General features: G+C 39.2%; 20 protein-coding genes. 2 read left to right on the top strand and 18 right to left on the bottom strand.

Annotated features, from left to right (window positions below; all coding sequences use genetic code 11):
• Nucleotides 1-10: 10 nt before the first annotated feature.
• From dnaN to ABE65_RS05405, 7 genes are all read right to left on the bottom strand, one after another.
• Nucleotides 11-1,138: a DNA polymerase III subunit beta gene (gene dnaN, locus ABE65_RS05435; protein WP_066392175.1), complete on the bottom strand. Its 1,128-nt coding sequence runs from the start codon at nt 1,136-1,138 to the stop codon at nt 11-13.
• A 134-nt stretch (nt 1,139-1,272) separates the two neighbouring features.
• Nucleotides 1,273-2,169 carry an AraC family transcriptional regulator gene (locus ABE65_RS05430; RefSeq protein WP_082861301.1) on the bottom strand — a complete coding sequence of 299 codons (897 nt, stop codon included), beginning with the start codon at nt 2,167-2,169 and terminating at the stop codon, nt 1,273-1,275.
• Between the two features lie 429 nt (nt 2,170-2,598).
• On the bottom strand, nt 2,599-4,230 hold the full coding sequence (locus ABE65_RS05425) for a M4 family metallopeptidase (protein WP_066392170.1): 1,632 nt from the start codon (nt 4,228-4,230) through the stop codon (nt 2,599-2,601).
• Between the two features lie 233 nt (nt 4,231-4,463).
• On the bottom strand, nt 4,464-5,153 hold the full coding sequence (locus ABE65_RS05420; RefSeq protein ID WP_066392168.1) for an HAD family hydrolase: 690 nt from the start codon (nt 5,151-5,153) through the stop codon (nt 4,464-4,466).
• A gap of 14 nt (nt 5,154-5,167) precedes the next feature.
• Nucleotides 5,168-5,731, bottom strand: coding sequence for a GNAT family N-acetyltransferase (locus ABE65_RS05415; protein WP_066392163.1), 564 nt, complete (start codon nt 5,729-5,731; stop codon nt 5,168-5,170).
• A 20-nt stretch (nt 5,732-5,751) separates the two neighbouring features.
• Nucleotides 5,752-6,618: an RNA polymerase sigma-70 factor gene (locus ABE65_RS05410; RefSeq protein ID WP_066392158.1), complete on the bottom strand. Its 867-nt coding sequence runs from the start codon at nt 6,616-6,618 to the stop codon at nt 5,752-5,754.
• Nucleotides 6,619-6,621: 3 nt separating this feature from the next.
• Nucleotides 6,622-7,911 carry a phytoene desaturase family protein gene (locus ABE65_RS05405; protein ID WP_066392157.1) on the bottom strand — a complete coding sequence of 430 codons (1,290 nt, stop codon included), beginning with the start codon at nt 7,909-7,911 and terminating at the stop codon, nt 6,622-6,624.
• A 161-nt stretch (nt 7,912-8,072) separates the two neighbouring features.
• Here ABE65_RS05405 and ABE65_RS05400 point away from each other — a divergent pair, with 161 nt between their 5' ends.
• Nucleotides 8,073-8,525 (top strand): universal stress protein, encoded by a 453-nt coding sequence (locus tag ABE65_RS05400; protein WP_066392156.1) that lies wholly within the window; start codon nt 8,073-8,075, stop codon nt 8,523-8,525.
• Between the two features lie 48 nt (nt 8,526-8,573).
• Here ABE65_RS05400 and ABE65_RS05395 read toward each other — a convergent pair whose 3' ends face one another.
• Nucleotides 8,574-9,278: a polysaccharide deacetylase family protein gene (locus tag ABE65_RS05395; protein WP_066392153.1), complete on the bottom strand. Its 705-nt coding sequence runs from the start codon at nt 9,276-9,278 to the stop codon at nt 8,574-8,576.
• Between the two features lie 131 nt (nt 9,279-9,409).
• Nucleotides 9,410-9,541: a hypothetical protein gene (locus tag ABE65_RS22310; RefSeq protein WP_269148783.1), complete on the bottom strand. Its 132-nt coding sequence runs from the start codon at nt 9,539-9,541 to the stop codon at nt 9,410-9,412.
• Between the two features lie 203 nt (nt 9,542-9,744).
• Between ABE65_RS22310 and ABE65_RS05390 the strand changes: the two genes are divergently transcribed.
• A complete protein-coding gene (locus ABE65_RS05390) occupies nt 9,745-10,506 on the top strand; it encodes a class I SAM-dependent methyltransferase (RefSeq protein WP_066392152.1) in 762 nt (253 codons plus the stop codon).
• A 203-nt stretch (nt 10,507-10,709) separates the two neighbouring features.
• Here the strand turns inward: ABE65_RS05390 and ABE65_RS05385 are convergent, their stop codons facing one another.
• The 9 genes from ABE65_RS05385 to ABE65_RS05345 form a co-directional block, all read right to left on the bottom strand.
• Nucleotides 10,710-11,348 carry a YrrS family protein gene (locus ABE65_RS05385; protein WP_066392149.1) on the bottom strand — a complete coding sequence of 213 codons (639 nt, stop codon included), beginning with the start codon at nt 11,346-11,348 and terminating at the stop codon, nt 10,710-10,712.
• Nucleotides 11,349-11,538: 190 nt separating this feature from the next.
• On the bottom strand, nt 11,539-11,988 hold the full coding sequence (locus ABE65_RS05380) for a GNAT family N-acetyltransferase (RefSeq protein ID WP_066392148.1): 450 nt from the start codon (nt 11,986-11,988) through the stop codon (nt 11,539-11,541).
• Between the two features lie 144 nt (nt 11,989-12,132).
• Nucleotides 12,133-13,386, bottom strand: a complete 1,254-nt coding sequence (locus tag ABE65_RS05375) for an L-lactate MFS transporter (RefSeq protein ID WP_066392145.1) — start codon at nt 13,384-13,386, stop codon at nt 12,133-12,135.
• 245 nt (nt 13,387-13,631) lie between these two features.
• Nucleotides 13,632-13,970 carry an RNA polymerase sigma factor gene (locus tag ABE65_RS05370; RefSeq protein WP_066392144.1) on the bottom strand — a complete coding sequence of 113 codons (339 nt, stop codon included), beginning with the start codon at nt 13,968-13,970 and terminating at the stop codon, nt 13,632-13,634.
• Between the two features lie 153 nt (nt 13,971-14,123).
• Entirely contained in the window at nt 14,124-14,369 is a 246-nt protein-coding gene (locus ABE65_RS05365; RefSeq protein ID WP_066392143.1) for a phage holin family protein, read from the bottom strand.
• A gap of 88 nt (nt 14,370-14,457) precedes the next feature.
• Entirely contained in the window at nt 14,458-15,522 is a 1,065-nt protein-coding gene (locus tag ABE65_RS05360) for an NAD(P)H-dependent flavin oxidoreductase (protein ID WP_231887854.1), read from the bottom strand.
• Between the two features lie 85 nt (nt 15,523-15,607).
• Nucleotides 15,608-16,879: a C4-dicarboxylate transporter DctP gene (gene dctP / locus ABE65_RS05355; protein ID WP_066392139.1), complete on the bottom strand. Its 1,272-nt coding sequence runs from the start codon at nt 16,877-16,879 to the stop codon at nt 15,608-15,610.
• A 206-nt stretch (nt 16,880-17,085) separates the two neighbouring features.
• A complete protein-coding gene (locus ABE65_RS05350) occupies nt 17,086-17,769 on the bottom strand; it encodes a response regulator (protein WP_269148782.1) in 684 nt (227 codons plus the stop codon).
• Nucleotides 17,762-19,360, bottom strand: a complete 1,599-nt coding sequence (locus tag ABE65_RS05345) for an ATP-binding protein (RefSeq protein WP_066392137.1) — start codon at nt 19,358-19,360, stop codon at nt 17,762-17,764. Before ABE65_RS05345 ends, ABE65_RS05350 begins: the two co-directional genes overlap by 8 nt.
• Nucleotides 19,361-19,386: the final 26 nt, after the last annotated feature.

The raw sequence follows: 19,386 nt of genomic DNA, 5'->3' as shown, positions 1-19,386 counted from the left end.
GAACACACTCCTAAAAAGATCTAACGGGGGAAATGAGATGAAGATAACTTGATTTTTGATGTGTGGATTCAATTACGATTGGTCTCATCGAGCCGTTAAATTTTATATTGATCTCTTCGTCCATAATCGTATGTAAAGCTTCCTTTAAAAAGTGACCATCGATCGAAATCTTAAGATCGGCGTCGCCTGTTAAGTCCATAATTTCTTGTAATTCCTGAATTTGCCCCATTTCAGAAGAGCCTGATGAGATGCAAAGTTTATGATCCTTAATACTTAACGTAATATTGTTGTTTTTCCATTCACCAGCAAATAAGCAGGCCCGTTCAATTCCTTTTTCGAGACGTTCTTTATTTAAACTCAACATTGTATTTTGTTCGTTCGGAATGAGTTTGGACGTATTCGGATAATGACCTGAAATTAATCTAGAATACAAAGAAACCTGATCTGTTTCAAAAAGGATATATCCGTCTGAAGAGTGGATTTTTACGATACCTGAATAATCAATGGTTTGTTTTACAAGTTCATTCAAACTGGAGCTTGGAACAATGAATGACGTCTCTTGCTTTACGTATACATCATTTATTCTAGATGCTAATCTTTGTGAATTAGTCGCAACAGCCGTAAGCTGGTTGTTTGAAAACCTAAAATGAACACCCGTAAGGACTGGCCTCGTTTCATTCTTAGCTGTAGCAAAAACGGTTTGTTTAATGACCTCTTTTAATTCTTTTGCGTCCATACTAATTGAGTTTGTTCCATTGATCTCAGGTAACTGTGGATATTCGTCCGCTCTAAATCCATTCAAATGAGTAAAAATGTCCCCCGATCTAACCTTTACCACTTGCTTATCATCTACTTCAATAGTAACTTCTTCAGGTAGCTTGCGAATGAGTTCTGTAAAATATCGCTCTGAAACTACAGCACTCCCTGTTTGATCAATTCTGATATTTCGGGACGTTTCGTCTCTAGGGGTAAACCGTTTGATGATAATATCTGAGTTTGTTCCTATGAGTGTTATCCCCTCATCCTCTGCTATAACCTTTATGCCTGAAAGAATGGGAACGAGTGATTTTTGAGAAACAGCTCTTCCAACATCAGAAAGAGCTTTACTGAATAATTTTTGGTCAATCGTAAACTTCATATTAGATGTATCCTTCCTCGTTTATGCGCTTGGATTTTCATTAATATTCAGATTATTAGTTTAACACAAAATTCCATTTTTTCAGATTCAAAAAACCCTCTCTGCTCATTGAGCAAAAAGGGCTATCATACATCTTATTTCACTTTTTCTGCTTTTTTCACGAGTGGAATATAGATGTCGATCTGTTTGTTTTCATCTCCATAACAGCGTTCATCATAAAGCTCAAACTCTAATTTTCCGTTATGCTCATATCCTGAATCTGGGAACCATTTAGAGAAGATTTCAACCCATGTTTGCTGAATCGATTGTACGAAGTTCTCCTCTGAAGCTTTTGGTGTTGTAAAAACGGCATACTCCATCTCTTGAAAACTTCTATAGGACATTCCTTCTGGAGCAGGTGTGCCCTTCTCCACTTCCATTCCAATCATATAAACAAACTCACCTGTTGCCGTGTTGTACTCTGTGCATAACCCTAGTTCCTGGTTCTTGTTTAGAGGGCTTGGAATTTTTTCTCCTAATTTCTTTTGAATATAGTTCTCCCAAAACTTTGGAATATCTACATTATTCTGACCGTCCGTGTTGCGTGTTTTTAAGTCATACCCGATGATGTGGAAAGCTGGTTTTTTAATGATTTTCATTTCCATGTTCATTCCTCCTGTATAACGGTTCATATTCAGGTAAGCCCTTTGATGGAGAGAGACGGGATGAACGGATGCATTCCGGTACTCTCGGGGTGATCGGCCATACTGTTTTTTAAAAGCTCGATTAAACGATTCATGATAGTGAAACCCTAGGTCAAAAGCGATATCGATCACTTTATCATCTGATTGCAACAATCGTTTTGCCGCGTGTGAGAGTCTTCTTTTTCGAACATAATCCATAACAGATTCGCCGACTAAAAATTGAAACACCCTATGATAATGAAAAGGTGAGAAGCAAGCGAGCTCTGCAAGCTCCTCTAATGTGATCCGGTTTTGCAAATTCTCTTCAATATAATCGAGTGTCCGCTGAATGCAAACTTCATAATCCATCTCCATCACCTACCCTACTTCCATCATATACACGAACATCCATTCGTTCTTAACCTTTTTTGCTAAGTTACCGTTCTATTTATTCTATATCGACAGGAGCAGCCCTGCTAATGAGGGGTGATTTCATGAGATTGAGCATGTAATCCCTGGGGTTTCGGCTCTGAATCCAAGAGCTCTGGTCCTCAATCCACAAGTTTTAGCTCCCAATCCTGAAGTTTCTGCTCTCAATCCAAAAGTTTCGGCTCTCAATCCACGAGTTTTAGCTCTCAATCCACGAGTTTCGGCTCTCAATCCAAAAGTTTCGGCTTCCAATCCAAAAGTTTTGGCTCTCAATCCACGAGTCGGTAATCGTCAACATTCGATATTTTCCTCAAGTGTCTTCATCAAAAAAGCTAGAACCACCAACCATGGTTCTAGCTCCATCAATATTTATTGAATGCCTACTGCATTAAACGCTTGGTTTACCGAAGTAACAGCTTGTGACGAGGCACCATATAGATCAGTTGCAGACTGGACTGCCGCTGCTCTCGCCTGACTGAAGTTCGAAGATGACGTTAAATATACCGTGTTCATACGATAGAAGATCGCGCCTAGCTTGTCCCTTCCGATTCCGGTAACAGAAACGCCATAGTGACTGCCGCCCTCGCTAAGAAGGTATGCTGCTTTATTTATGATTCCGCTGTTGATATGAACCCCTCCGTTGTCTCCTGTTCCCGTATATCGAACAGAATAGTGATCAGGATCTTGGTATTTCGCCGGATCTGACATAGAACGAAGAGCATCTCCTGCTACTGCAGGTGTGTATACATCTTCACCGATTTCAAAATCAGGATTTTTACCGTTATAGTACTCTACTAATGTGCCAAAAACATCAGACATCGCTTCATTTAAAGCACCTGACTCATTTTGGTAGACAAGATCTGAACTCGTATCAGTTACAGCATGCGTTAATTCATGAGCGACTACATCAATGCCACCAGAGAAGGCAATAAAGTTCGTTCCATCACCGTCGCCATATACCATTTGTGAACCGTTCCAGAAAGCATTATTGTAGTTTTTATTAAAGTGAACAGACGATTTAATCTGTGCTCCTCTATTATCATACGAGTTACGTCCGTGTGTATTTTTGTAATAGTCGTAGGTTAATCCAGCAAAGTAATGAGCGTCAACGACAGCTTGATCGTATGAGCTGTCGAACACATTATCCGTTCCACTGTATAGCGTTCCTGGCAAGAAGAATTCAGGCAGGAATGTACGGTTCTTCATATCATAAGTGAAGATTCCGTTTCCACGCGTATTATCTTGCATATAATACTTTCCGCTGGATAGCGTGAGGTTCAGTGTTTTTGAATCACCTAGTACACCTTTTCCAGTTCCAGTCGTGTTCGTTCCTGTTACTTCGTGCATGTCATTATACCGATTGAGGATCTCACCTGACTGTGCATCAATAAAATAGTTCCAGTTCCCTGGCTCAGGAGTTAAGTAATTTAAGTTTACAAGATACGCAAAATGCGCTTTGCCGTCTTTCATCAGTACGATTTTTTCCGCTTTTGGCTTCTTCTCATATTCTGGTTTTAGACCAAGTGCAGCCGTTGCGATGCCTACCGCTTTTTTGCCAGTGATCTGCTTTGCATTCGTCAATTTTGACTGCTTGTCCATATTTGGAGCAACTTCACCCGAGACCACGGTAAGTTCACCGTTTTTATTAATGTGCGCTACTTGCGTATAACCCCAAACTGGAACACCTTTGTATTCTTGCTGAAGTCTTAAAACCGTATTCCCATTTGCTTCTTTTGTACTCTCTAAAATGGAGAACGAATCTTCTGCTGTTGAATTCCCTAGTTTGAAGATCGATTTATGACTGTTCACATAATCAAACAGTACCTTTTGTGCAGAAGCTTTTGATTTAGAAGATAACTTACCTGCTAGAAAAGCTGGAGTTCCAGAATCACTGCTTACTTTCACCTTTACTTGCTCTGTGGCAGCCATAGCTGATGGCCCGAACGCACCTGCGATTAATGTTGCCGCAATCCCCATTGCAACCCACTTCTTCTTTGTCATTGTCACGCCTCCAATTTCCTTTTATTTACTTTGTTTGCAACATCATATCACCTCTCAAACTCTATTTATATGAATTTTCAGAAAGTTAATTAGTTGTTACTAGAGTAAAAAATAGGAAATTAATTCATAGTGTCTGTTGGCATATTTTCTTTGTAGTCTTTTTTACCTAAAATTTGTAACAGTCATTTCCAGGGCAAAAAAAAGAGAGCTAGCACGATAATACTAGCTCTCTTTTAATAGACCGTAATGAATTTAAGACTCTTTTGACTCAGTAAATCCTGTGGTTTTGCTAGCTTTGGATAACCTGTTATTCTATCACTAATTGCGGTCGGTAAGAACCAAGTTGCTTGAAGTGCTGTCATTCCTGCTTCTGTTGCACCTCTTAATTCGTCGGAGCCTCCATCACCAATAAAAACAGATTCTTTCGGAGTTACACCAAGCTTTTCACAAGCCATTTGATAGATTTCTTTTTGCGGTTTCGCTACTCGTACCTCATAGGAAAAAATCACTTCATCAAAATAATCTGCCAGCTTACACGTTTCCCAGGCAACCACTTCTTCTGGAGCTGCATTTGAGATCAGACCGAGCTTCAAACCATTAGATTTTAAAGTTTGAAGCAGTTCTATCACTTGAGGATCGATTTCTTGAAAAGGAATGCTCTTCGCTGCCACTCTTTCTTGGTGAACACGATCGATCGCTTCTACGTTTGGTACAATCCCTTGTGAATCTAAAATATCTCTTAACACACTCTGGTGATCTGGATACGTTCCATTCATTCTAAGCTCTCTTCTAAGGTCCCACTCTACTTTAAAAATATTTTTATCTATCCCTAAAGATTCAATAGAATACTTGGCTTTCTTTCGTCCATCTTTCCATTCCGTTATCAACGTTTCATACAGATCAAAGAAGACTGCTTTAACCAAGGTAGCTCCTCCTATTAAAAAATCTTCGCATAAACACTAGTATCTCGAAGATTTGTTGATGAACCAATCTCCAATGAATCATTGCGCAGAATTCCTTCCAATGTAAATCCTAACCGTTCAGGGATGGCTGCACTTTTAACATTTTGGGTATCGCAGCGAATCTCAATTCGACGTGCTTTAAGCTCAACAGCAGCAAACTCGGTAATTCCTTGAACAGCTTCTGTCATATATCCTTTTCCAGTATAGCGACTATCAATCCAATAACCGATTTCGAACTTTGGAATCTCCCAATTGATACGGTGTAGTCCTGATGAAGCAATCAACTTCCCGCTCTCTTTTAAAAATACGAGCAACCGCAGATCTTCCCTGCTTAAAAATTTCAGATGCGCTTCTCGAATATTTATTTCTACGTCTTCCTCTGTTTGTTCCAAATGTGCAAACGGAAGCCACGGCTTTAACTCGTCCAGTGAAGCATGAATAGCTTCAAACATCGCTTTGCCATCTCCAGGCTTCGGCATACGGATTAACAGCCGATCTGTTGAAAATTCAGTTGGGAAATTCATTAAAATTGGTTTCAAAGTGTACCTCCGAGTATCCGTTACGTAATGTGAGTAAGTTTGTCAGGGTTTACTACCCAATATATCGTTTGTATTAAGTCATTCTTAATCTGTAAGGATAGAACACCAAATACTTGTTGTTCTACATACAATACAATGCCTGGTTCGCCGTTCACATTCGTATATTTAAATGAGATGTCTTCTTTTGTTTTTGCCATGATTCCCATATAAAAGCGTGAGATTCGATCTGCTCCAAGGATTGGAACGAGAGCAGCTTTGATTTTCCCTCCGCCATCTGAAATCAGCTTTGCATCTACGGCAAGCAGATTTAATAGATTACTTACATTTCCTGAAACTATTGCCGCTACAAACTGTTCAGTTAATGCGGAAGCTTTTGGATGTGACAACGTAGAAGTCGTATGATTGCCTATTGCCTTTTTCGCACGGTGAAAAATTTGTCTGCAGTTTGAACTACTCTTTCCTACCATCTCTGAGATAAAACGATAATCATACTCAAGAACTTCACGAAGTAAAAATACAGCACGTTCCGTTTCTGATAGCTGCTCTAATAAGAGTAAATATGCGGTAGAAAGTGATTCTTTCATTACATATTGTGACGCCGGGTCTTCTTTATTCTCTGCTAATAATGGCTCTGGAAGCCAAGGTCCTACATATGTTTCTCGTTGTTTTCGTGCAGACCTAAGCAGATCTAAACACCGATTCGTCACGATTTTACAAAGATAAGCTTTTGCGTTCTGAACAAGATTTATTTCTTGTTCACTCCAAATAATATACGCATCTTGCACGATATCTTCCGCATCTTGCACACTTCCTAGCATTCTATATGCTAAAGAAAACAAGAGAGGTTTATACGTGGTAAATAGAAGCTCGGTTTGGACATCGTTCATCCATTAAGCCTCCTTTCGCAAACGATTTAATCCTGTATTCTGTTCAATAGCTCTTGCTGCTCTTTTAGCACTAGCAAATGCTGCGTCCACCAACATTTCTCCATGTCCTGCCCCGTCTCCTGCAATGTAGAGTCCCGGTATTTCGGGGATACTCGGACCAAAATATCGAATGTCTTTGATGCTGGTCATGTCTTGCATTACTATCATTCTTGGTAAAAACTGCTGAGCGACAAGTTCTTTTCTCCATCCCGGCTGCATGAGATCCAGAAAACATTCAAGCTCTTTTTTATGACAATCTGCACTGCCCTCTTGATTCGTTCCTAAATATTTTATTAATTGAATAACATTCTTCCCATCGTCGCTTAATGAGCACGCTCGAGAGTGATTAGAGAACAGAATATGCTGATCGATTCCTATAGCAAAGTGATGATTTGATTTAGGGAGTTTTTTCAAAGCTACGTCTAGGCATACAGCATATATGGGAGAAGCTTGTTGATTCCACTTTTCTAGTAATGTCCCTTCTGCATTCTTCACCAGTTTCATTGATTGCTCAGGTCCTGTTGTTAGTAGGACATTTGAAACTTCGAAGGTTTCTCCATCTGAACAGAAGAGTTGATGTGTAATTCCATAATCAATAGAAGAAATCTTCTTGTTTGTATAAATGGTTACTCCAGCAGTCAAAGCCTTATTGCGAAGACTTTCTACGATGAATTGCCAACCATTGTTTACATAAAGGACTCCTTTCAGACCTTGTTGAACTTGTTGGATAGCTGCATTCGCTAATAGCTGATCGTAATCTATGCAATATGTTGATGTTCTGGTCAATGCGTAAAAGATGTTACGGACCATGGGATTTTTAATTTCTTTCTCAGCCCAATCTCGTAAACTCATGTGAGGAATCGATGCAGCGTCAATCGTTTTTAGCTTTAACATAACTCTTACCAATTCCGTCTTATTAGACCATGTTAAAAGTTTTGTTTTGACCATTGCTCCTAATGATCCTGGCAGTTCAAAAAGTTTATCATTCCAGATCGCGTATCCATTGGTATCAGGAACTCCTCCAGATACATTTACTTCTAACTCATTTAAAATCTCTTCAGCTGCTCCTCCTCTATATAATGCATGCCCACCTAAGTTGAATAGTGCTCCGTTTTTAGAGATGGTTTGTGCACGACCTCCTAATTGGCTAGCTTTCTCAAGTACTAAGACAGACTTTCCTGCTTGTGCTAAATACACCGCAGACGTCAAACCGGCAATACCACCACCAACAATCGCCACATCAAATGTATTCATGTATCATCACCACTTTCTGATTTTACAAACATGACGAAACTGACTTTTACTTTGTGACAGAAAGTCTGTATTTTGTTTACGTAAAATTTCAAGGGGTAAAGGTTTTATAAGGTGACCGTTTTCTACAAGTTGCCAAATCTGCAAGAAAGGAGATCAACGTGATGTTGTATACCAAGATTCTGGTTGCTTTTGACGGCTCTGAAGGAAGTTTTACGGCTCTTCATAACGGAAATGAGATTGCACGGCACACGGGTGCTGATTTAACGTTGCTTTATGTGACCAATGAAATGGCTCTGCCGTTATACGGTGGTGTTCACCCAGGCGGTGTTGCGAGTTCGACTGTCGAAGTACAAAAAGCGGAAATTTTGGAGCAAAGTCATGGCGAAGAAATCCTAAACAGAGCGTTAGGACGTGTTGATCCTGATATAAAGACAACGTCAGCCATTTTGCACGGTGATCCAACTACCACGATTTGTGGATATGCGGATAGCCATAACATCGATCTCATCGTCATCGGTAATCGGGGCCATAGCGGATTTAAAAAGTTTTTCTTAGGAAGCGTTAGTCAAAAAGTAGTTTCTAACGCACATCAACCTGTACTTGTTTCCAAATAATATTGGTTTAGAATGAGGAGCCACTGAAAAAGGTGAGCTCCTCTATTTTTATTCAACCAGTTCAGACACCGTTTTAAAGGTATATCCCTTTCCCTTCAACTCCTGAATGATTCCCTTTACAGATTTCATCGATTCTCGGCGGCTATCATACATCACATGCAACAGAATGATTGAACCAGGCTGAATATTTTCACTAACATGCTTTACTATTTTTGTAGAATCTGATGCTATTTCTGGATAGGTTTCTGGCTCTATGTTCCAAAGAATGGTTTTTCGATCATGTTTATTCAAGTAGTACGGAAGTCCAATTAACTTTTTTCCATATGGTGGACGAAACTGAATCTTCCCCTCATATCCAGCTTTGCGGATCAGCTTATCTGTTGACTCAATCTCATTACGAATAAAAGACGGAGTTTTCAAAACCATTCGCTCATGAGAATAGGAATGGTTTCCGAGCTCATGTCCTTCTGCAACTATTTCTTTTGCTTCTTTCAGGTTCTCTTCAACCTCTCTCCCAGTTACAAAAAAAGTGGCTTTAACTTCCTCTTCTTTTAATATCGTTAAGATTTCATCTGTTTGATCTGTAGGTCCATCATCAAACGTTAAGGCGACTACTTTTTCAGAAGTATCTGCCCTTGTTACTAAACCTCCGAAAAATTGAAAGTCTCTCGAACTGCTTAACTTTAAACCGCTGTATGCCAATCCGATCAATAAGATGATTACAAAACTCGTGTATATTACTATTTTCTTCATTTATCTCTCCATGATGAATGGTATGTGTAGAGCTTTAAGATGCAATTATTCTTGAAACGATGTACATATATGAAACTAATTTCGAGATGGTTGGGGTAACACTCTGCACTGTGTGGTGATACACTTCATTTCTAATTGCTGATTACCAATTGAATAGCTCGTCGTTTGTCTATACGTGATAAACGTACATTTTCATAGCGTGATGTGTCATAATACCCTCCCCATATTCTCATTCTTACTTCTTTGCCTATTTTCGACAACACGACAAATTCCCCTCTATTTTTTATGATTAGGAAGGAAATGGGATTGATTTGAAGAATTTTTTTAAAAGACATTAATGCTGGTATGAGGAGAACACATAATGAATCATTATGAGCACGAGATATAAAACGGCTATTATCCTAGAGGACCTCCAACAAAATAGGTAAGTTCATTTTTTAAAGATAAAAATTTTGGAGGTGCACGTATGAAAAATGATGTAGATTTTGATATGTATATTAAAGAAGTTGAGAAACCATTCTCAGGGTGGGATTTTTCATATATAACTGAATCTGGTCGAATGGCAAGTGGAATGCTTTCTTGGTCATATGGCAGTATGGTGACCCCGCTCATCGGAAAAGTGTCATCGATACTTGACATGGGCACTGGAGGTGGAGAACTTTTGTCTAAGCTTCAACCATTTCCAGCAGTAGTTTGTGCAACAGAAGGATATCTTCCAAACGTTCCAATCGCAAAAGAACGTCTTGAACCTCTTGGTGTGAAAGTGTTTCAAATCGACGAGGACGATCTTCTTCCTTTTGAAGATCATACGTTTGACCTTATCATTAATAAACACGAATCCTACTCTCCACATGAAGTAAAACGTACATTAACAGATGGCGGGATTTTTCTTACACAACAGGTTGGTGGTTCAGATTGTGCTGAAATTAATACATGTCTTGGCTATCCTATTAATGAGGAATTTTCACATTGGAATTTGCGTTTTGCTGAAAATGAACTGCGAGAAAATGGATTTGAGGTATTGGAGTCAAAAGAAGAATTTCCTGTTCAGCGTTTTTATGATATGGGTGCCCTGCTGTATTATTTAGATGCCATACCTTGGCAGGTGCCAGATTTTAAACTAAATGATTCTATTGATGAACTCCATAACATTCATGAACACATTCAATTAAATGGATACTTTGAAGTGAAACAGCACCGTTTTCTAATAAAAGCGAAGAAAAAGTAAGTAAATGAAAAAGCTGGCACAGCAAATCGTTCAAATTGAACGCGCTGAGCCAGCTTTTCTTTAGAATGTTGTGGTGTATCGATTGTAAGAAAAAGATTTACTGTCCAGTTCATACAAAATACTGTCCACTTTTGAGGTTTTACTGTCCAGTTATCTTCATTTACTGTCCAGTTTCAACATTTTACTGTCCACTTCTTCAGAAACTACTTCTGAACACTCGTTACCATCCAGCCTTTTTCATCCACCCATTCAAGGTTAACCGTATATTTTTCATTAGGCTTTTTGTTCGGACTTACTTCTGCAATTGATTTCTGTGGTCCACCACCGTTAGCAATCTTCCACACAGTCATGTTTTCATCAAGACCTGTAGCAAGACGAATCGCTTTCAGTTTTTCATTCCAATCCACGCTGCCTTCATCATAACTTGACGTATGAGTGCCTGTTTGAGAAGTACCGATTGGCTCGTTTAAAACAGGTTTATCTCCTGAAGCTTGTTGTTTTTTCTTTTCTGCTTCAGCTTTTTCTGCTTTTGTCTTTTTGTCTGCTTCTTTTTCAGGATCTATGCCAATCTCTTCAGAAGGTTCTTGTTTCTTGGTCTTATCCTGATTGTCAGCTTCTTTCTTTTCACGTTCCTCGTCTTCATAAGCACTTTCGTTATCAGGTTGAAGTTTTACCACTTTATGTTTTGGTTCTTTATTTGTTTCCTCTTTCTTCGGCTCTTCTTCACTGCCCATTAATAGCGCATCTTTTGGCAAGAATAATAGGGCTAAAAGAACAGCTCCTAACGCACTGAATAAAACGACATTTCTCTTGTTTGACTTCTTGCGTTCTGATCTTCTCATCTATTGTATTCACTCCTTCATATCAAACGTTCCCTCTCGTGATGAAACAAAACAAAAAGAACTCTAACGAAGATTAGAGTTCAACCATTTTGAAACTTTTATATACTCAACATTAATTATTCGAAAGAAATTACTAAAAATTTGTGGGTAAGTTAAGATTTCAGAAGTTTTTGCCAACACCCTATATGTATTATACCTCTAATACAACTGCCATTTCCTTGCCAAATCTATCACCTTTATCAACAAAGCCTAAGCTTTCATACAATTGATGAGCGCCTTTATTTTCAGGATGATACCCTACTACAATTACTTTAGCATCTAATAAAGTCTTCATCTCATCAATCATTAATTGGGTGGCGATTTTGCCAATTCCTTTTTGCTGATAATTTTTATCGATCATAATTCGATAAATCCAATACCCATCTAATTCTTCTTTCATGGAATTGAACATAAGAAAGCCAACTGTCTTTTCTTCCAAAAGAATAGCGTAAGGCTTTAAGCTTGGTTCAAATTTTGATTGAGCGATAGACACTGCGTTCGGTTCAATATGGCTCACTTGATCATCTGCCACTTCTAAAAAACAGCATTCGTACCAGTTTTCTGCGTTTAGTTCTGCGATCGTCACTTGTTTTTGTGTCATAAGTTCTCCTTTGATTGTAAGTTACTTTCTCAATTTTACCATAATCTCTCATTTTAAAAAGGTAAAGATTCTCTTGGTGTCACTAATGTGCAAAAAAAAAAAAAACAGTGTCTTCCCATCACTGAAGACACTGCATTTTTTAAGTTAGGCTACGGATTTTTCTTGTTTCGCCGCAAGCTTTTTCATATCAAAACGAACTAGTATCGATACGATGAGCGCAACGATAAACAATCCAGAAAAGAATGTTAAACTGTTTGCGTAAGAACCCGTTGTATCCTTAATCCAAGCCGCAAATAGTGGACCTGCAAGACCTGCTGCTGCCCATGCGGTTAGAATGTAACCATGAATCGCACCAACTTGCTTTGTTCCAAATAAGTCTCCGATGTAGGCTGGTATCGATGCGAAGCCTCCTCCGTAACATGTATAAATTACGGCGAGCATCACTTGAAAAAGAATGGATGATGACGTTTGTGGCAACATGAAAAAGAGAGCGATCTGCAAAACAAAAAATGTTGTGTATGTATTAGGTCGCCCGATATAGTCCGAAATGGATGCCCATCCAATCCGGCCAAAACCGTTAAACAATCCTAAAACACCTACAAGTGCTGCAGCTTCAGCAGTTGTTAATCCAATACTCTCTTCTGCAAGAGGTTTTGCAGCTGAAAGAATCGCAATACCACAAGTTACATTAATGAATAGCATGATCCACAAATAATAAAAACGGCGCGTTTTTACCGCTTCGTTTGCTGTTAGTTGTGAGAGGTCTTTTTTAATTTTTACTTTTCCGCTCTCTACATTTTCTTTAAAACCAGCAGGAAGCCATCCTTCTTCTGGTTTGTCCAAATAGAGTGAGGACAATGTCATTACAGCAAAATATGCAATTCCTAAAATAAAGAATGTGTTTGCAATTCCAACAGATTTAATAAGTGCGTCCATAATCGGTGAGCTGATCGCTGCTGCGAAACCAAACCCCATGATTGCAAGACCAGTGGCTAACCCACGACGATCGGGAAACCATTTGATCAGCGTAGAAACAGGCGCAATGTAACCTACCCCGAGTCCAATACCACCAAGTACTCCATAAAAAATGTAAAGCATGGTTAACGAGCCAATATTAACTGCAAGACCAGATCCTGCAATTCCTATTCCAAAGAAAATGGCTGCAAGTAATCCCGCTTTCTTCGGTCCATGTCTTTCAACAAAATGTCCTAAAAAAGCAGCTGACAAACCTAAGAATAGGATCGCAATGCTAAATGTCATCTGTACTTGTGATGCCGTCCACCCGAATTTTTCGATCAGTGGATTCGTAAAGTTACTCCATGCATATACGGAGCCGATAGAGATATGTATCCCTACTGCTGATAGCGCAATGAGCCATCGATTTTTAGACTTTTTCATTTTTAATTCCCCCCTATAAAGTTAATAAAGTTAAACATTCATGAAACTTACCCTAATGTAAGACACAAAAAAAGACAACATTCAAAAGTACTTATTTTTTCAAATAAGTCCATTGTAGAATGTTGTCTAAAAACTCTACATACTCGTGCAGAGCGTTCATTCATCATTATAAGTAAAATAGAAAAAGTACAGATCATGTATTTTCTCCATTACCTTACACATTAGATGTAAGCGTATTTATAATATCAAACCGTTGCGTTGTTCGCAACATAATTTTTCGACTTTTTAGATAACAATCGAGTGATGTGAATCTCTTCATGATCGACACATTTTAATTTACAAAGCTTTATTAAATAACTGGAAAGAAATTTGTCTTTGACCTTTTTGTAATGACTAGGATTTTCCCAAAGGTCGCGAAATACATCGCATAAAACTTGTTCAGCCACACGCTTATCACCAGTAATTCGGAGTGCGACTTGATATAGTAGTGTGCTATACGAATCGACCATTTGTTTTAAGGCTTGTGAATCTTTTTGAAGCAATCGATTTAAAACCTTATTCTCAAGCTCATGTCGTATATTCATAATAGCAACACCCTCCTGTTTACATCCTTTGATATTTTTCATTTCCCATAAGTTAAAGTATTTAAACATTTAACTGAAATTTTGTTTAATATTTATATTAATTTTGTACAACTAAAAAACAACGCTGAATAACAGCGCTGTTTTCGTTCACACTTATTTTAAGTTTTTCTCCACTGAATATTTAATTCCAGCGACTGTTCCTATTCCAAGAAGTGCGTATTTTAATCCGATTAATGTAGCTTCTGGAGTAACCGCTCCTGCTTCCCAAAAGGCATAAAGGACGCCTAAGACAAGAGCAACAATGGGAATGTACTTATTTGAAACACGATTCGTATGACGAATGGCATATAAAACCACAGCTAAACCAACGTACGGTGCAAAATCGGTCATAAAATCCATGATTTTCACCCCGATCTTGATAAGATTTGTATAAGTTTATACAAATTCTATTAGTACTTGGATGAAAATAGACCGTTATAGAATAACTTTATCTCCAAGGAGCTTTTTGAAAGGCAGCGTCACATTGATCAACTAAACTCCTCACTAATTCGCTAGCCGAACTCTCTCTCGCTAGACTTGATGCTTGCCCTGCCCACATGGACATCATTTCTTTATCTCCCTGTATAGCCGCTTCTTTTCTAATATCAGACGTTAAGATGTGTTGCAATGGATACGGAGGTACATCATCACGTACAGTCCTCTCCAAATCTATCATCATCTTATTCTTAAAACCTCTAGCACTTTTTCCAGAGAAGACTTTTGTGATTTTCGTGTCAGTATCACGACTAGTTAGAATGGTTTCTTTATGAATGCTATTTGCTCCGCTCTCTTTTACCGTCAAGAATGCTGTCCCCAGTTGTACGGCTGAAGCTCCTAAAGTAAGTGCTGCTGCCATTCCCCTGCCGTCCATGATGCCTCCCGCTGCAACTACTGGACAAGAAACTGCATCTACCACTTGTGGAATAAGGGCCATCGTTCCAATCATGGATTCACTTCCACCACTTAAAAACGCTCCTCTATGGCCTCCTGCCTCAGCACCTTGTGCAACGATAAGATCTACACCATTGGATTCAAGATGGATCGCCTCTTCAACAGAAGTTGCTGTTGCGATCACGATTATTTCTGAAGTATGTAATTTCTCTACTAATCTTTTAGACGGTGCATCAAAAGTAAAACTTACTATTTTCACGCCTGCTTCGATTACAGCAGCGAGCTGTTCCGCAAATAAATTCTCTGTTTCTGGAATGTCATGAACCTCAGGAATTCCAAGTTTTTTACGATATGTATTCAAGTGTTGCTGCATCGCTAGAATTGTGTCTTTATCCATGTCAGTTGTATCGGGAAGAAACAAGTTCACAGCAATGGGTGAACGTGTGAGTTTCCGAATACTTTCTAAAGCTGATTTTATTTGCTGAGGAGCCATATATCCTGCACCAAGTGTTCCCAATGCTCCCGCTTCACTTACTTCTGCTACTAATTCAGGAGTTGTCGGACCACCTGCCATACCAGCTTGTATGATTGGATATTTAATATTGAGCATGCTGCAAATCATAAGTGTTACCTCCATATCCTACTTTTTTAATAGCATAACAAAAAGATAGAGCTCTAGTCTGTTTCGACTAAAGCTCTTCCCTTTTTTAGACTGCAATTTTTCTATTTTCGTACATCGCTTGAATGGCTTCTTCACTTTTACCTTCGTCAAATTCATTTTCACTTTTAGAAACAACAATTGTTGCAATTCCGTTTCCGATTAAATTGACGATCGCACGTGCTTCACTCATGAAACGGTCAACTCCTAATAATAGCGCCAATCCTTCAACAGGAATGACTTGCATAGCCGTAAGTGTAGATGCAAGAACGATGAACCCGCCGCCTGTAACCGCTGCTGCACCTTTAGACGTGAGCATCAATACAGCGATGATTGTTAGCTGCTGAGTAATACTGAGATCGATGCCAAATACTTGAGCTAAAAAGACGACTGCCATCGATAGGTAGATGGATGTTCCATCTAAGTTGAAGGAATAACCTGTTGGTATAACAAGACCAACAACAGATTTTGAACATCCGAACTTCTCCATCTTGTTCATCATTCGTGGCAGAACAGATTCTGAAGAGCTCGTTCCGAGTACGATTAGAAGCTCTTCTTTTATAAATTTCAAATACTTCCACAAACTGAATCCATACATCTTGCAGATCACATTCAACACGATGAAAACGAAGAAGAACATCGTCGTGTAAACCGAAATCATTAACTTCCCGAGCGGTACGAGTGATTCTAGTCCATAGTTACCAATGGTAAACGCCATCGCACCGAACGCTCCAAGTGGCGCTGCTTTCATGATATAACCGACGATCTTGAAAAAGACGTTCAGCAACTTTTCAAAGAATTCGATAATGATCTTTCCGCTGTTTCCAAGTGCCGTAAGTCCAACACCAAAAAGAATAGAAAAGAAAAGTACTTGAAGAATATCCCCTTTTGCAAATGCATCGACCATGTTGCTTGGAACGATATGTGTAACGAACTCGATCCAATCGATCTTACCGCCTTCTTCAGACGTGTATTGAGACACATCCCCTTTTTCAAGCTTATTAAAGTCCAAACCTGCACCTGGTTTTAACACGTTAACAATAATTAAGCCAATCACGAGTGCGAGGGTCGTTACGATTTCAAAGTAGATGAAAGCTTTACCGCCAACTTTACCTACCTTTTTCATGTCACCCATTTTGGCGATGCCAAGTACGATCGTTAAGAAGATAATCGGTGCGATCACCATCTTAACGGCATTAATAAATGTATCTCCTACAGGTTTCATCTGTTTCCCAAAATCTGGCCAGAAGAGTCCGACAAGTACACCTACTGCGATAGCCGTTAAAACCTGAAACGTTAAGTTCTTAAATAACCTTTTCATTGTTCTTCTCCTTTCGAGTTTGAAAATGAAGTTCTAGAGAGTTAAATTGTCTGGGGTCTGACCCGGGGTCAGACCCAGACAATTTCCACACAATTTAAGCAAGCCAATATAAAAACGCTACCATTTATAAAAATAATGATAGCGCTTCCATTCATTTATTAGAATATTAAGAACTTATTGGACGTTTTGGTCTTTTTGGTCTTCAACTATTTTTTTAGAACATATCGATTAACAGGTCGTCCCACCGTACCGTATTGGATGTCCATTTGAATCGTTCCGCTTTTTACTAAATAATCAAGATACCTTCGAGCTGTCACTCGTGCGATCCCTATTCCTTCAGCTACCTCTTCTGCCGACTTTGCTTCTGTCTGTGATTCTATGAAGCTTGCGATCTGTTTAAGCGTCAGTTCGTTCAACCCTTTAGGAAGCTCCATCGTAACTGGAATATCACGTGTTTCAGAGAAGAAAAGGTTATCTAAATCTTTTTGTGTAGCTGTTCCGGATGGTGACATGGTAGTGTGATATGTTCTATATTTGCTCAATGCCTTTTCAATACGCTCAAAAGTAAACGGTTTGATAATATAATCGAACGCTCCGTTCTGCATCATAGAACGGACGGTCTCTAAGTCGTTGGCAGCTGTAATGATGATAACGTCTACTGGAATTTTCTCCGCTCGAATCTGCTGCAGTGTTTCCTTCCCATCCTGCTCTGGCATGTAGATATCGAGTACGACGAGATCTGGCTTATGTTTTCTTATCATTTTCAGTCCTACTGTTCCATTCGATGCCGTCTCAATTACCTTAAATTTCTTTACTTTTTCTATAAATGCTTTGTTTATTTCTAAGACCATCGGATCATCTTCTATCAACAGAACCTTTATCTCACTCATCATCTTCACCTCTATCATTCATCGGAAATACAATTACAATGCTAGTTCCCTGGTGTTCATCTGATATTACTTCAATGTCTCCATTCCCTTTTTCAACAATTTGATGAATGAGGTACAACCCAATTCCTGACCCGTTGTTTCCTTTTGTCGTATATCCTCTTTCAAACATGTGGCTTTGAACTTCCTGACTCATGCCGCAACCGTTGTCTTCGACCAAAATGGCACATGTCTCTGAATCTTGAGCGATAGAAACATCAATTCTAGCATCATGAATCCCTCTTAAAGCGTCATACGCGTTCTCTATTAGATTACCGATGATCGTTACAAAATCATGCTGATCGAGCTGATCGGGAAACGTTTTAAGTGAGCTCTCATTATCAATAACCACTTTTATTCCGAGTTCTTTTCCGCGTCCGACTTTGCTTAACAACAAACCTGCTAGACTCTCATTCTTAATCCTTTGATTTAAAAAACGAGTGAGCGAACCTTTTTCTTCTGATATTTGAAAAACATACTGCATCGCTTTTTTCATATTGCCTAACTGAAGAAGCCCTGCAATCGTATGAAGCTTGTTCATGTGTTCGTGGTTCTGAACGCGAAGCGCTTCTACAAATGCCTTTACACCTGTTAGCTCTTCCGCCATCTTTGCAACTTCTGTCCTATCTTGGAAAATAGCAACAGCTCCAACGATCTTGTTATTCACTTGTATCGGCACTCGGTTACTCATGATCACTTTCCCACTTACACGTATCTCCTGATTATAAACAGGTCGACTCAGTTCTATGATTTCAGGAAGTCGCGTATCTGGAATCACTTCTCGAATCTGCCTACCAACAACCTCTCCACTCACTGAGAAGATGCTTTTTGCTTTTTCATTAAAAATCGTGATGAGCTCCTCTTTATCAATAGCGATTACACCTTCATGCATGGAGTGAAACGTAGCAGTTCTCTCTTCAAACATTCGTACAATTTCGTGTGGTTCTAAATAAAACATCTGCTGTTTAAGATGACGAGCTAGCAGATAAGAACCAATCACACCGAACGAGAGAACTAATAACAGAATAAGAGTCATCTCATCTGTCAGATCGTGAAACACTTCATAGTAACCTGGAATCACATGACCGACCACAACAACCCCAATCTGCTCCAACTCATCATTTTTGATGGGAACAAATGCCCTTACGGCTGTGCCCATCTCTCCCTTTGCTCTCGAGATAAACGTATGGTCAGCGAAGGCTGCACCTTCATCACTTCCCTTAGACACCGTTCCAATCATGTCTTTAACTGGATGTGAATAACGGATATGATCCATGTCCATGACCACGACATAATCTGCTTCATTAATGACACGTATCTTTTCAACGACTGGTTCTATCTCGTTCCAGCCCTTATTTATCTGAATATACTTCTTCACTTCAGGAAGCTGTGCTACGGTCCGGGAAGTAATCATTGCCCGCTTACCCAGCTCTTCTTCCTGAATATCGAGGATCTTCCCAATAATGACGACACCGCCGATGAGGATAGCATAGAACACGATTCCAAACGTAAGGATCATGATTTTTGTTCGAATGGGTAATCGTTTTATCGTCATTTACAAGCTCCTCCTTTTCAGTGACC

This window comes from Fictibacillus phosphorivorans (assembly GCF_001629705.1).
GTDB classification, from domain to species: domain Bacteria; phylum Bacillota; class Bacilli; order Bacillales; family Fictibacillaceae; genus Fictibacillus; species Fictibacillus phosphorivorans_A.
Note: the sequence above shows the minus strand (reverse complement) of the source record. Positions and strands in the feature narration are given on the sequence as shown.